This window comes from Flavobacterium sp. 83 (genome assembly GCF_000744835.1).
Lineage (GTDB): Bacteria > Bacteroidota > Bacteroidia > Flavobacteriales > Flavobacteriaceae > Flavobacterium.
Genome location: NZ_JQMS01000001.1, coordinates 2,642,816 through 2,656,686 on the forward strand (window position 1 = coordinate 2,642,816; position 13,871 = coordinate 2,656,686).

Sequence of the window (13,871 nt, forward strand, 5' to 3'; positions counted from 1 at the left end):
AAACAAATAAACAATGGCAGAGTGGACAGAAAGAGCCGAACTTTTATTTAAAAAAGAAGGTTTAAATAAATTGCAAAATGCAAATGTATTAATTGTAGGACTTGGTGGTGTAGGATCATTCGCTGCCGAATTTTTGGCCAGAGCAGGAGTGGGGAAAATGACAATTGTGGATGGTGATGTTGTAGATATTACAAACATAAACCGACAATTACCAGCTTTGCATTCTACAGTGGGTCAACCCAAAGTTACTTTAGTTGGCGACCGATTGATGGATATTAATCCAGAATTGAAATTGACACGCGTGCAGGAGTTTCTTTCGCCAGAGCGTGCTTTTGAAATTGTTTCGGAAGAGTTTGATTATGTTTTGGATTGTATTGACAGTGTGACTCCAAAACTGAATTTGATTATTGCAGCCAAAAGAAAAAGAGTAAAAATCATAAGCAGTATGGGGGCTGGCGGTAAGATGGAAGCTTCTAAAGTAAAAGTGACCGATATTACGAATACCGTGAATTGTTTCTTTGCAAAAACAATCAGAAGACGATTGAAAGAAGTGAAAATTGATAAATTGAAAGTGGTGTTTTCTTCTGAAATTCAGGATGAATCCAGTTTAAAAATGACAGATGGTTCTAATTTTAAAAAATCATTTTACGGAACAAACAGTTATATGCCAGGATTATTTGGTTTATATGCTGCAGAAACCGTGATTCGGTATCTGCTCAAGAAATAGTCGTCAGAATTCACTTCTAAAAATCTAAGAAATCTAAAAGGTCTAATAATCTAAAAATAAAATGATACAAACCGTAATTTTCGATATGGATGGTGTAATTGTCGATACAGAACCAGTACACCGTTATGCGTATTTCAAACAATTTGATGAATTGAATATTGCTGTCACTGAAGACTTGTATACTTCATTTACAGGAAATTCCACTCGGAATATATTCCAGAAATTAAAGGAAAAATTTAATCTTGACCAAGATGTTGAAGATTTAATTCTAAGAAAAAGATCGATTTTTAACGACGCTTTCGATCTTAAAGAAGATTTAGAATTATTAGAAGGCGTTGAAAAATTAATCAAAGAATTACATCAAAACGGGATACAATTAATTTTAGCTTCCTCAGCTTCTAAAGTAACGATTGAACGTGTTTTTCGTCGCTTTAAACTGCATGAATATTTTACGCATATTGTGAGTGGGGAAGATTTTCCAAAGTCAAAACCACATCCTGCCATTTTTGAGCATGCTGCGAGTTTATCGATTGCTCCAAAAGAAAATTGTATTGTAATTGAAGACAGTACTAACGGAATTAAAGCTTCAAAAGCTGCCGGTATTTTTTGTGTAGGGTATAACAGCGTTCATTCTAAAGACCAGGATTTATCGGAAGCTGACGTAGTAATCAATCATTTCAATGAATTAGGTTTTGATGAAGTGAAAAATATTGATTCTAAATTAAGTAATAATTAACATTTTGGAATACCTGAATTTGTAAATTTGAAAAACCTAAAAACGATACTATGAAAAATATTTTAATTGCATTTGCTATTATTATTGCAAATTTCACGATTGAGGCTCAAGTGAAAACACCACAATCCAGCCCAAAAGCTGTAATCAGTCAAACGGTAGGTTTGACAGATGTAGAGATTAATTATTCAAGACCAAGTGCCAGAGGAAGAGCTGTTTTTGGTGATTTGGTTCCTTTTGGAAAAGTATGGAGAACTGGCGCAAATGAAAACACAACGATATCATTTAGTGATGATGTGATTATTGACGGCAAGATTTTGAAAAAAGGAAAATATGCTTTGTATACGAATCCTAAAATTGAAAGCTGGGATATAATTTTTTATAAAACTACTGATAATTGGGGAAATCCAGCAGAGTGGAATGAAGCTAACGTAGCTCTTAAAGCTACTGTTAAACCAGAAACGTTATCCAAAAAGGTAGAAACATTTACTTTAGGAATAAGTAATTTAGATAATAATTTTGCTTTTTTAGAATTGTATTGGGAGAATTCTTATGCGGCTTTAAAGTTTGAAGTTCCTACTCAAAAAACGGCTACGGCTAACATAGAAAAAGCATTAGCAGGTCCAACTGCGGGAGATTATTTTTCTGCAGCTCAATTTTTATTTCAATCCAATGGTGATATTGCAAAAGCAAGAACTTACATTGATAAAGCTTTAGATTTGAATCAAGATAAACCATTTTATTATTACCGTTTGAAATCTTTGATTCAAGCCAAACAAGGGGATAAAAAAGGAGCTATTGAAACGGCTAAAGTTTCTCTTGCCGCTGCTGAAATTGCTAAAAATCAAGACTATGTTAAAATGAATAAGGAAAGCATAGCAGAGTGGAGTAAGAAATAAATCTTCGATTTCTTTAATACAAAAATCCCGTCTTGATATTTCCAGACGGGATTTTTTTTGTTTGAGCTAATCAATAACTAATTCTTTTTGCTTTCTGAAAATGGTCCATTGTAATAGTAACGAAATTACAATGGTTAACATTGCACCGATGAAGTTGAGCCATAAATAGCCCAGTTTTTCTTCCCCACTTGGGTAAATATAAATAGCGAAATAATAGATTATAAAAATGGTTAATTGACTAAAAATGGCACTACTAAAAATGGCTTTGGCATGAACTTGTTTGATATAAAAACCAACCAGGAAAATTCCTAAAACGGTTCCGTAAAATATGGAGCCAATGATATTTACCAACTGAATTAGATTTTCGAATAACGTACCTATACAAGCAAAAAGAATAGCAATAATTCCCCAAACCAGTGTAAAGAACTTTGTAGCATTAAGATAATGTTTTTCTGATTTTTCGTATTTTAAATTGCGTTTGTAAATGTCTATTGCTGTCGTCGATGCTAGTGCATTCAATCCGGAAGCTGTAGATGACATTGCTGCCGAAATAATCACGGCAAGCAATAAACCAATAAGTCCTTTGGGTAAATAATTAAGGATAAAATGGAAAAACACGTAATCTTTATCGTTGGTCTCACTATGAATATCAGCTTTTAATATAATTTCTTTGGCTCGATCTCTCAGATCTTTTTCTTTATTAGATAAGGCTACTAATTCTTTTCGAAGTATAGGATTATCATAATCCTGATTCAGCTGATCGATATACAATAAATTGATTACTTTTTTATCTTCGGATAGGGCATCCAGTTTTTTTTCTAAAACATGATATTCGCCTTTGTATTGGGATTTTTCAACAATTATTTTATTGTTTGGATTAAAATTCAAAGGGACTGGATTGAATTGAAAAAAAACAAAAACCATAACTCCTGTAAGTAAAATGAAAAATTGCATTGGGACTTTTAAAAGCCCGTTCATAATCAATCCCATTTGGCTTTCCCGAACTGATTTTCCTGATAAATAACGTCCTACCTGAGATTGATCAGTGCCAAAATAGGCTAATGCCAAGAAAAAACCTCCAGTTATTCCACTCCAAAAGGTGTATTTTTCCTCTGGATCCGTTGAAAAACTAACAATATTCATTTTATCATTTGCACCAGCAATATGCATAGCATTACTAAAAGTCATATCATTTGGAAGATAATGTAAAATCAGAAAAAAGGTGATTAACATTCCGGACATAATTACAAACATTTGCTGTTTTTGCGTTACGTTTACCGCTTTAGTTCCGCCCGAAAAGGTATATATGATTACTAACAAACCAATAATAATATTCATTATGGTAAGGTTCCAACCCAATATTGCAGACAAAATGATAGCTGGAGCATAAATGGTTAAACCAGTCCCTAAACCCCTTTGAAATAAGAAAAGTATGGCGGCAAGCGAGCGCGTTTTTAAATCAAATCGTTTTTCCAGATATTCATAAGCAGTATAAACTTTGTATTTGTGGTAAATTGGGATAAATGTGACACAAATTACTACCATTGCAATAGGTAGTCCAAAGTAAAATTGAACAAATCCCATTCCGTCATGATACGCTTGCCCCGGAGTTGAAAGAAAAGTAATAGCACTGGCCTGTGTGGCCATAACAGAAAGTCCAACTACATACCAAGGTGTTTCATTACCGCCCAGAATAAAGTCTTCTACATTTTTACTTCCTTTTGTTTTCCACGCGCCATAAATTACAATAAACAGTAATGTGGCTATGAGTACGACCCAGTCAAATAGTTGCATAATTTAAGAGTATAATTCCATTATTATATAAAAAATCAAAATGTAGATAGCGTTAGCCAATAGAACCCAGGTATAGTTTTTTTTCCAGATTTTTATTTTTTTAGTTTCCATTTTTTGAATTGTTTTAATTCTTGATTTTTTGAGCAGGAATGGTCACAGGTGATTTTAGCGAAATCATATTTGATAATAATCTAAAAGCGCCAGAAACGCCTTCTGGTAATTCCCTGAACAAACTTAAACCGGTATAAATATAATATCCCTTTCCGTAAGGAGCTACTAACAAAGCACCATCTTTTGGGGTTTCACCTTTATCATTTGAAGATAAAATAGGAGTGAAGGCTTTATCAAATTCATTAGGATAATACAATCCTTGTTCTTGTTTCCAACCTTCAAAATCATTTAAATTGATTTTATTTGGGAAATTCATTATTGGGTGAGTCGGTGCCAAAAATCGAACTTCGGCATTTTCCTCGGTCACTCGGTCTCCAGAAATTTTTAAGGCGATAGGTGCTATGTTTTGGGTTACAAGATCATTAGGGTTATTGTATTGAACAATCATTGTTTTTCCTTCTTTTATAAAATCAAAAAGAATGCTTTGTTTGTTTGCCAATAATTTAACTGTATTATAAGCTCGAATTCCAGTCATCACTACATCAAAATTAGCTAGTTTTTCAGGAGTTATTTCTTCGGGTTTAAGCACTGTTACTTTATAACCCATTTGCGATAAGCTTTTTGGAACTTCATCGCCGGCTCCCATGATATAAGCAATGCGTTCCTCATTCGTTTTCAAATCCAGTTTGATAAATTTTGCTTCGGCAGGTTTTAAAACTTGTTGCTTGGTAATGTGATTGTAATCGATTATAATTTGGTCCTTATCATATTGTGTATTGTCAATTACAGCAATGCTTTTTGCGACAGCTTCACTGGGTTGATTTGGTGGAGTTACTTCAAAATAAACGATTTGCTCCATTCCTTTTTTTTCTAAATTAAAAGGAATCATTTTTGGAGAAACCATCCAATTATTTGGTAACTCAAATTGTAAATTACCTGTTACGGAATCTTTTCCAGCTTTTATTTTTACTGCTACAGTTTTAGTTTTGTTGTCCTTAAAAAGGGCTACTTTGTCCAGAATACTAGTTGTTATTTCAGGAACAATATCTAAATAATTATACATTTCTCCTTTTACACCGTCGTTGTATTTATAGACAACGGTGCGCTCAAAAGGAATGTCAATTCCATTGATTTGTATGTTAAAAACCACTTTCACTTCGCGAATGATATCAGGAATTCCAATGTTTTTTTGATCATTAACCGTGTACATTCCCACCGTTCCATTTTCGTTTAACCAATACGGTTGCGTGTATGCTATTGTTGTCGGTAATTGTAAATCAAGGTTGATGTTTTTTAAAATATTAGTATTTAAAGCTGAATTTTGAGGCGTGTTTTTTTGTTCCGGCAAAGTGATTACACTTATTAATTGCATCGAAACAGTACTTCTGTTTATTGCTTCAAGTTTTAGTTTTACAATGCTGCCGGCAGTTGCTTCCTGGTTTTGGGCAACTGCTTCAAGATACAATCCGGAACAAGCAGCAATAATTTCTTTTATTGCGGATGATTTTAATGTGGTCCAATGCTTTTCGTCTAAAGATTGCATCATTGTGTAGGCTTTCGCCAAATTTGGAATACTGGCCGAAGGATTTGTATAATCAAACTGAGAGGCAATGGTTGTCAATAATTCTCCGATAGGTTTTCCGCCTTTTACTCGGTTCCAACTAGTATCAATACCTTCAAAAATTGAAGATTTATTTTTTAATGCTTCGCCATTTATAAATTCTAAATATTCGGTTTCCTCACCACGACTTCCGGTACTACCAAAACCCTGTGATTGATGGCGACTGCGGCTTAAAGCTGCAATTTCCTGATTTGATTTTCCAATTGATGGGAAATAAGTTCCTATTTGCATTTCTAACAAATTTGATTTATCAGCAGCATCAAATTTTTCTTTGCTGCCATAAAACCACCATGAGGTATTAAAAAACTGGCGTTTGGGTTGCCAAGGCTGCACGAGTTTTAATTGTTCCGGAAAAATAACTGGATTATTGGCTAAATCAAAACTTTCTATACTCAGCATTGCCGATGCTGTATGGTGTCCGTGTGTAGTTCCCGGAGAGCGATGATCAAACCGATTAATAATAACATCAGGTTGAAATTTCCGAATGGCCCAAACAATATCCGATAGCACTTTTTGTTTGTCCCAAATTTCTAATGTTTCAGTTGGATTTTTAGAAAAACCAAAGTCATTGGCACGAGAAAAAAATTGTTCACCTCCATCAATTTTTCGGGCTTCTATAAGTTCTTGAGTTCGAATTACGCCTAATAATTCGCGCAATTGTGGACCTATTAAATTTTGTCCGCCATCACCTCGGGTCAACGATAAATAGCCAGTTCTTGCTTTAGTTTCATTTGATAAATAAGAAATCAAACGGGTATTTTCATCATCAGGATGAGCAGCAATATAGAGAACAGAACCTAAAAAATTAAGCTTTTGAATTTGATTATAAATTTCAACAGAATTTAATTTTTGAGGTTGTTGAGCGATTGCTATTTGAAAACAAAAAAGGAATAGTAGAATCGTTTGCAGGTTTTTTTTTTGCATTATTTTAAATTTAATTTGCAATAGCTTCAAATGTAGGAATTAAATATTTTTTTTATAATGCTTTAAATAAGTTTTTTTAGTGTCATACTTTATTATTAGCTATGATTATGAATTTTAAAGTAAAAATTCCAAACACTAAAAATATTTAGTGTTTGGAATATATAAAAACAGGAATGGATATTATTCCTTCAAAGAAGCCATATCAATTACAAAACGATACTTCACATCACTTTTGAGCATTCTTTCATAAGCTTCGTTGATATCTTGCATTTTGATGATTTCAATTTCCGAAACGATATTGTGTTCACCACAAAAGTCTAGCATTTCTTGAGTTTCAGCCAATCCTCCAATAAGAGAACCTGCTACCGATTTTCGTCCTAATATCATTGGAACAGTATTTAAAATAGGTTCTAAACCGCCTAAATAGCCAACCAAAACTAATGTGCCACTAATGTTTAAAGTGGCTACATAAGGATTAACATCGTGTACATAAGGAACAGTATCAATAATTAAATCAAATTTCCCGCTTACAGAATTCATATGGCCGCTGTCTGTAGAAATAATTACGGCATCGGCTCCTAATGCTAAAGCATCTTTTTCTTTGCCAGGGCTTCTGGAAAAAAGAGTCACTTCAGCCCCTAATCCTTTTGCTAATTTGATGGCCATATGACCTAATCCTCCTAAACCAACAACGGCTACTTTACTGTTTTTGCCTACGTTCCAATGACGAAGCGGAGACCAAGTGGTAATTCCAGCACAAAGTAATGGTGCAACGGCTGCCAAATCTAAATTAGCAGGTACTTTCAAAACAAAGTGCTCGTCTACGACAATTTTTTCAGAATAACCTCCAAAAGTGAAACCACCTAAATGTTTATCAGCACTACCATAAGTTCCTGTGAACCCGGTCAGGCAATATTGTTCTAAATCTTTTTTGCAGCTTTCGCAAGTTTGGCAAGAATCAACTAAACAGCCCACACCTGCAATATCACCTACTTTTAATTTGCTTACTTCGCTTCCCACTTTGGTTACTCTGTCTACAATTTCGTGACCTGGAACTGTAGGATATACCGTAAATCCCCAATCATTTCTTGCAGTGTGCAAATCAGAATGGCAAACGCCACAATATAAAATCTCAATTTCGATATCTTTTACAGTGAGGTCTCTGCGATTTATGGTCATCTCTTTCAAAGGAGTATCAGCTGCTTTTGTACCAAATGCTTTTACGTTTGTTGTTTTCATAGCTGTTATTAAATTTTATTTTAAAGGTAATACTTCATTCAAACATTGAATGGCATTCAAAGTCCGCGGATAACCTACATAAGGCAATAATTGTGTTATCAGATTGATAAGGGTTTGCCTGTCATTTCCAACATTGGAATTGCCTAGAATATGTCCTTTAATTTGACTTTCGGTTCCACCCAATGAAATAAGAAAAGAGAGCGTTAACAATTCTCTTGTTTTTAAATCCAAGCCATTGCGAGTAATATAATCACCAAAACAATTGGCAGATAAATACTCCTGAATGTGCAACAAATCTTTTGGGGAATTTTTGTACATATTGTCAATGATGTCGCCAAAAATTTCCTTTTGTTTAACTAATCCTTTTTCCATTCTTGTTTTTGGTGTAGTGGTCGATTGACTTGCTAAAGGCAAGGAAATATTTCTTTCGCCAAATATTTCATTAGTAGCATTAATAAAATCCATCACTTTTGAAATTCCTACATAAGGAACGGATTGATATAGTACTTCTTTAATTTCAATAGGTGTAATTCCAATATTCAATGCGGCACTAACATACATTTTATATACACTTAATCCTTGACTACCAATGCTAGAAGCCATAATAAGTAGCACACGGGTTTTGGTATCCATGGTATCGTGGGTTATCACCTCATCAAAAGCAAAATTGTCAAATATCTCAATCAAATCAGGATCCGTTTCTTTGAGTTTTGAAATCCTATTAGGCCATAATTGTTCGTGGTTCATAATTGCAAACGGACTTAAACGGTTCTCTACTTCATAAACAGGATTTTTAAAAGTGTTATATTCTTCATCACTTACTGCTTGTAACCAGTCTGTTGTATCTTTATCAAATTCAGGAACTAGGGCAATATGACGCATTGAACTGTTATGTGAGGCTCCGTGCCAATGTGAAATGTTTTTAGGGATTTTGATCACATCTCCTTTTTGTATTAATTGAATAGGTTTACCTAGCTCTTGATAGTATCCAATACCTTCAATAACAAACAATATTTGGCCGCTGGTATGGCTGTGCCAATTTGTTCTTGCTAGTTTTTCAAAACTTACAGTTCCCATATTGATGTTATAACCTTCCTGGGGTGTCACGTTCATATTGACCCAAACGGTTCCTGTAAAATAGGCTATAGGAGCGGCAGTTCCTTTTTCTGTAAATGTTGTCATTTTATAGTGTATTACTTTAGTATTTTGTGAATTCAAAGGTCATTAGAATAAAATAGTTTTTAGTTATACGACTTACGGTTTTACTAACCAATTTTACTGATTCAGATGATTCATTCTTGATAATAATAAACAATAAGTCTTGTCGTTCCTTTTTTTAAAATATTTCAATTGGTATATTTTATCGCTTATCAAAAGTAACAGTTACATTTCCAGAACCTAATGCTGATGCCAAACCAGCTGTATCATCAATTTGTCCAAGTTTGGTATAGGGATAAGATGTAGAAAAGGTTTTATAGAATAATACCAATGTATTTGAACCATAAAACATCAAGTCACCGTTTTTTATCGTTCCAGGATTTGATGATTGGGTTGGGATATTTTCAGTTAAGTTATAATATTTTTCGTTTCCATTCAACTCAATCATATTTATACTTAGTGGAAGCATAGTTTTAAATGCCGTTGCCGTTACATTTTCATGGAGTGTTGCTGTAAAAACTGCAGAGCCAATTGTTACTTTCATTTTATTACTTATATTGTTATTTTTACTGATATCATTAGAGCTTTTCTTATGGCAACTCGTATAACCAAAAGAGAATGAAAAAAAGAGTAAGGTAAAAAAAATTAAAAAGGATTTTCGCTTCATTTTAATAAGGTTTAAAATGTTGCAGCATCAATTACATAACGGTAACGAGCTTCTTTATTTACTACTTTTTTCCAAGCATCGTTAATTTCTTCCGCTTTAATGATTTCTATTTGCGGATAGATTTTATGTTCTGCACAATAATCCATTACCTCTTGTGTTTCGGGAATACCACCAATTAATGAAGCGTTGAAATTTACCCTATTAAAAATCATATTGAAATTATTAATCATCAGTTCGCCGTTAATAGGTTGTCCTACTTGCGTGAAAAAACCATAAGGTTTTACGCAATCTATATAAGAAGACATTTCATAAGCATAAGGAACGGTAGAAATCATAAAATCGAGCTTGCCTTTCCAAGGTTTTAAATCTTCAGCTGAATTCACAACAATCACTTCTTTTGCGCCAAATCCTTTGATGTCATTCACTTTTGAAGGCGATGTAGTAAAAGCATATACTTCGGCACCTTTTGAAACTGCCAATTTTACCGCCATATGGCCTAATCCTCCAATGCCAACTACACCAATTTTATCACCTTTTTTCATTTTTACTTTCATTAATGGCGAATAGGTGGTGATCCCAGCACAAAGCAAAGGGGCTGCAAATTCCAAATCCATATTTTTAGGAATTTTAATGGCAAAATGTTCGGTTACTACTATATTATTCGAATAGCCACCTTGTGTAATTCCTGTTGGGGATAATTTTTCGGGTGAACCATAAGTACCTGTCATTCCTGTAGTTTCGCAATGATGTTCTTCACCGTTTTTGCAACTTTCACATTGCATACAACTGTTTACCATACAGCCTACACCAGCTTTATCACCAATTTTAAATTGGGTTACATTTTTCCCAATAGCAGTTACAATACCCGCAATTTCGTGTCCGGGAACTTGTGGATATTGTTGTTTGCCCCAGTGTCCTTTAATTGTATGAATGTCGGAATGGCAAATTCCTGAAAATTTGATTTCAATTAAAATATCATTGTCACCAACAGCTCTGCGTTCAAAATTCCATAACGCTAGTTTTCCTTCTTCGTCTTTACCTGCGTAACCTTTTGATACTATATTTTTCATTTTGTCTGTTTTATTAGTTTGTGAAAAAAGTGCAATTGGGTTGGCAAGAATTATACCTCCTCCTAAAATTGCGGTTTGTTCAATAAATTTTCTTCGAGAATTGGTGCTATTGTTGGGCATACTATTTTATACTTTAAGGTTAAATTGATTTAATGAATTTTGCAGGAATACCACCCACGATTACATTGTCAGGAACATCTTTGGAAACAACTGCTCCAGCTGCGACAATAGAATTTTTGCCAATAGTTACTCCGGGCAGTATAGTGACGCCCACGCCAATCCAAGCGCCTTTTTTTATTAAAATAGGATTAGAAATGGTAGCGCGTCTTTCTTCAGGATTTATGGGGTGATTGGTTGTAATTAAATTTACTTTTGGTCCAATAAGGACATTATCTTCAATCGTAATGCCTCCTCTGTCCATAAAAGTGCAGGCGTGATTTACAAAAACGTTTTTACCGATGGTTATGTTTTCTCCAAAATCGGAATAGAATGGCGGAATAATAAAAAAAGTGTCATCTACTTTTTTGCCGATGAGTTCCCTGAAAACAGAATTAATTTCCTGTAAATCATCGGTAACAAGACTGTTCAATTTGGCAGTAGTGAGAATAGCCTTTTGAATGACTTTAAATAATATTGGATATTCAGGGTCATTTAGCCGAATAGTTTCGCCTGCTAGGTCTCTCGTAAAAATAGTTGTAGTTTCCATATATCTTTGTATTTATTGTGAATACAAAATTAAAATGAAACTGGGTTCAGATGTTAATAACAATCAAACCAATAGTTAAGAATTTCAAACCGATTCTAAACGGAAATTTTTAGGATTTGTCCCAGTGTTCTTCTTGAAAAAATTGTTGAAATAGGTTGGGTATTCAAAGCCAAGGGCATAAGCAATTTCAGAAATATTCCAATCGGTATGTTGTAAAAGTGCTTTGGCTTCGCTAATAATACGTTCAGAAATATGAGTAGTGGTAGATTTTCCGGTAACACTTTTTATGGCACGATTCAGATAATTAACGTGAAGACATAGCGCATTTGAATAATCTTGTGCTGTTTTTAACAATAGTGGGTTTTCATTGGATTCAATTGGAAATTGCCTTTCCAAAAGTTCCAAAAATACTGAAGCAACTCTGGACGAAGCATTTTTGTGTTGGTCAAAATTTTGCAAAGGCTGTAGCTTCAGAGCCTCGTGAATTATTAAATTAATATAGTTACGGATTAGTTCGTCTTTATAAACATAATCAGTTTGTTGTTCTTCCAGTATTTTCTTGAATAACGTGTTCAAAAACTCTCGCTGCTGCTCGGTTATTTGTAAAATAGGCGTACCGTCAATCTTAAAGAAAGGGGAGTTTTGCAAACTTTCGGAACGATCTGATTTTAAAAACGCTTCCGAAAATAAACAAGTGTAACCTACATAACTGGTAGATATAGTTTCCCAAGAATAAGGAATATGGGGGTTACCAAAAAACAAAACGGTTCCCTCGGCATCAAAACTTTTGTCTGCATAATGAATGATGCTCTTTCCAGTAGTCAGGCAAATTTTATAAAAGTCCTTTCTGCTGTAAGTGCGTGTTGCATTACCATCACTTTCGATTTCGAATACATTAAATCCCTTTAGCTTTAATTCAGTATTGAATTCTGAAACCGAACGTATCGTTTTGTTTTCCATTTTACAAAGTTATAATAAACAAACTTTTATTTACTGATATTTTTGATATTTTATGTCTTGACAATGTTTAATTAGTATCGTTAAGCCAATTTATTAGGTTCACAGAGTTAGTCTATCTTTGCATATAACAAGGTTCGGTTTAGTAGTTGTTCTGTGCTGAGTTTTCAATTAAGGTATGCGTCCAAGTTACAGATAAGAGAAGTTTTGAAAGGGGTTTTAACTCAAACGGAAAACACGCAGGATTTTTATGAATCTTGATAATACTTCTGACAAACTATCGTATATAATTTACTCTAAGATGGGTTGATTGTAGTTTCAGCTATTCAATTCACCATACCAATAGGCAGATGTTACACCACCATCCATCAAGAAATCGCTTCCGGTGATAAAAGCACCCTCTCTTCCCATCAACAAAGCGCCAATCACGCCCACCTCGTCAGGAGTTCCAGCTCTTCCAGCAGGAGAAATTTCTAGCATTTTGCGGTATGTTTCTCCGCGGGGGCCATTCAATTCTTCATTAGCAAGAGGCGTGATGATAATTCCCGGACTGATAGTATTGATACGGGCTCCTCGTTTTCCCCAACGTACTGCTTCGGCCTTTACTCGTAATGAATTCCCTTTTTTGGATAATTGATAGGCAAATAATGAACTGTCTATAGCATCTGAATGTAAAAATGGAAGTGAAAGCAATTCTTCTGCTGGTGTGGTTGCCAGTGCTTTATCTTGTTCGGGTGTTAAGGATGGCAATCGATGTCCAGATTGCGATGCAATAACAACACCTGAGCCACCATCGGCAATGACATTACCAAATTCTTCCAAGATTAATGCTGTTCCATATAAATCAACCAGAATTATAGTGGATGGTGATGCTTGTGATGGCGAAACGCCTGCAGCGTGAATCAATCCTGTTACGCTTCCCATTGCTGTGGCTATTGCTACAAGCGCCTGAACCGAAGCCCTTGAGGAAATATCGACAACAGCAGTGCTTACTTTAAAACCTGCATCATTTAGAACTTTTGCGGCTGCATCACTGTTTTTCTGATGAATATCGGCAAGTAAAATATGATTTCCTGCACCTACACGGCGAGCAATAGCTTGACCTATAGATCCTGCACCGATTACTACAATTACGTTTACTTTTTTCATTTTAGTTTATTTTTATTTCCCTACTGTTTGATAGAATTTTGGCATTACAAATATCATCAATAACATTTCTCATTTAACATACATATTACGGCTGTTATTACCATTATTACTGATAT

Annotated in this window: 12 protein-coding genes; 3 read left to right on the plus strand and 9 right to left on the minus strand. The window is 34.4% G+C overall.

Annotated elements, in window-relative coordinates:
* Positions 1-13: 13 nt before the first annotated feature.
* The 3 genes from T410_RS11590 to T410_RS11600 all read left to right on the plus strand — a co-directional run bounded on the left by T410_RS11590 (position 14) and on the right by T410_RS11600 (position 2,359).
* Positions 14-727, plus strand: coding sequence for a ThiF family adenylyltransferase (locus T410_RS11590; RefSeq protein ID WP_035671856.1), 714 nt, complete (start codon positions 14-16; stop codon positions 725-727).
* Between the two features lie 61 nt (positions 728-788).
* A complete protein-coding gene (locus T410_RS11595) occupies positions 789-1,463 on the plus strand; it encodes an HAD family phosphatase (protein ID WP_035671859.1) in 675 nt (224 codons plus the stop codon).
* 50 nt (positions 1,464-1,513) lie between these two features.
* Positions 1,514-2,359 carry a DUF2911 domain-containing protein gene (locus tag T410_RS11600; RefSeq protein WP_035671862.1) on the plus strand — a complete coding sequence of 282 codons (846 nt, stop codon included), beginning with the start codon at positions 1,514-1,516 and terminating at the stop codon, positions 2,357-2,359.
* A gap of 66 nt (positions 2,360-2,425) precedes the next feature.
* Here T410_RS11600 and T410_RS11605 read toward each other — a convergent pair whose 3' ends face one another.
* The 9 genes from T410_RS11605 to T410_RS11645 form a co-directional block, all read right to left on the minus strand.
* Positions 2,426-4,153 carry a sodium:solute symporter gene (locus T410_RS11605; protein WP_035671866.1) on the minus strand — a complete coding sequence of 576 codons (1,728 nt, stop codon included), beginning with the start codon at positions 4,151-4,153 and terminating at the stop codon, positions 2,426-2,428.
* A 124-nt stretch (positions 4,154-4,277) separates the two neighbouring features.
* The gene (locus T410_RS11610) at positions 4,278-6,809 is read right to left on the minus strand and encodes a PIG-L family deacetylase (protein ID WP_035671869.1); all 2,532 of its coding nucleotides are present in this window, start codon (positions 6,807-6,809) and stop codon (positions 4,278-4,280) included.
* Positions 6,810-6,989: 180 nt separating this feature from the next.
* Positions 6,990-8,048 (minus strand): NAD(P)-dependent alcohol dehydrogenase, encoded by a 1,059-nt coding sequence (locus T410_RS11615; protein WP_035671872.1) that lies wholly within the window; start codon positions 8,046-8,048, stop codon positions 6,990-6,992.
* Positions 8,049-8,063: 15 nt separating this feature from the next.
* Positions 8,064-9,230 carry a carboxymuconolactone decarboxylase family protein gene (locus T410_RS11620; RefSeq protein ID WP_035671875.1) on the minus strand — a complete coding sequence of 389 codons (1,167 nt, stop codon included), beginning with the start codon at positions 9,228-9,230 and terminating at the stop codon, positions 8,064-8,066.
* A gap of 178 nt (positions 9,231-9,408) precedes the next feature.
* A complete protein-coding gene (locus tag T410_RS11625) occupies positions 9,409-9,750 on the minus strand; it encodes a cyclophilin-like fold protein (protein WP_202963246.1) in 342 nt (113 codons plus the stop codon).
* 134 nt (positions 9,751-9,884) lie between these two features.
* Positions 9,885-10,943, minus strand: a complete 1,059-nt coding sequence (locus T410_RS11630) for an NAD(P)-dependent alcohol dehydrogenase (protein ID WP_238567371.1) — start codon at positions 10,941-10,943, stop codon at positions 9,885-9,887.
* A 139-nt stretch (positions 10,944-11,082) separates the two neighbouring features.
* On the minus strand, positions 11,083-11,649 hold the full coding sequence (locus T410_RS11635) for a sugar O-acetyltransferase (protein WP_035671884.1): 567 nt from the start codon (positions 11,647-11,649) through the stop codon (positions 11,083-11,085).
* Positions 11,650-11,733: 84 nt separating this feature from the next.
* The gene (locus tag T410_RS11640; RefSeq protein ID WP_035671886.1) at positions 11,734-12,609 is read right to left on the minus strand and encodes an AraC family transcriptional regulator; all 876 of its coding nucleotides are present in this window, start codon (positions 12,607-12,609) and stop codon (positions 11,734-11,736) included.
* A gap of 315 nt (positions 12,610-12,924) precedes the next feature.
* Positions 12,925-13,755 (minus strand): SDR family oxidoreductase, encoded by an 831-nt coding sequence (locus T410_RS11645; protein WP_035671889.1) that lies wholly within the window; start codon positions 13,753-13,755, stop codon positions 12,925-12,927.
* Positions 13,756-13,871 lie beyond the last annotated feature (116 nt).

Excerpts from the sequence above, each read along its gene's own strand:
- T410_RS11620 (WP_035671875.1), bottom strand. The coding sequence starts at position 9,230 with ATGACAACATTTACAGAAAAAGGAACTGCCGCTCCTATAGCCTATTTT.
- T410_RS11605 (WP_035671866.1), bottom strand. The coding sequence starts at position 4,153 with ATGCAACTATTTGACTGGGTCGTACTCATAGCCACATTACTGTTTATT.
- T410_RS11635 (WP_035671884.1), bottom strand. The coding sequence starts at position 11,649 with ATGGAAACTACAACTATTTTTACGAGAGACCTAGCAGGCGAAACTATT.
- T410_RS11615 (WP_035671872.1), bottom strand. The coding sequence starts at position 8,048 with ATGAAAACAACAAACGTAAAAGCATTTGGTACAAAAGCAGCTGATACT.
- T410_RS11595 (WP_035671859.1), top strand. The coding sequence starts at position 789 with ATGATACAAACCGTAATTTTCGATATGGATGGTGTAATTGTCGATACA.
- T410_RS11630 (WP_238567371.1), bottom strand. The coding sequence starts at position 10,943 with ATGAAAAATATAGTATCAAAAGGTTACGCAGGTAAAGACGAAGAAGGA.
- T410_RS11590 (WP_035671856.1), top strand. The coding sequence starts at position 14 with ATGGCAGAGTGGACAGAAAGAGCCGAACTTTTATTTAAAAAAGAAGGT.
- T410_RS11640 (WP_035671886.1), bottom strand. The coding sequence starts at position 12,609 with ATGGAAAACAAAACGATACGTTCGGTTTCAGAATTCAATACTGAATTA.
- T410_RS11610 (WP_035671869.1), bottom strand. The coding sequence starts at position 6,809 with ATGCAAAAAAAAAACCTGCAAACGATTCTACTATTCCTTTTTTGTTTT.
- T410_RS11645 (WP_035671889.1), bottom strand. The coding sequence starts at position 13,755 with ATGAAAAAAGTAAACGTAATTGTAGTAATCGGTGCAGGATCTATAGGT.
- T410_RS11625 (WP_202963246.1), bottom strand. The coding sequence starts at position 9,750 with ATGAAAGTAACAATTGGCTCTGCAGTTTTTACAGCAACACTCCATGAA.
- T410_RS11600 (WP_035671862.1), top strand. The coding sequence starts at position 1,514 with ATGAAAAATATTTTAATTGCATTTGCTATTATTATTGCAAATTTCACG.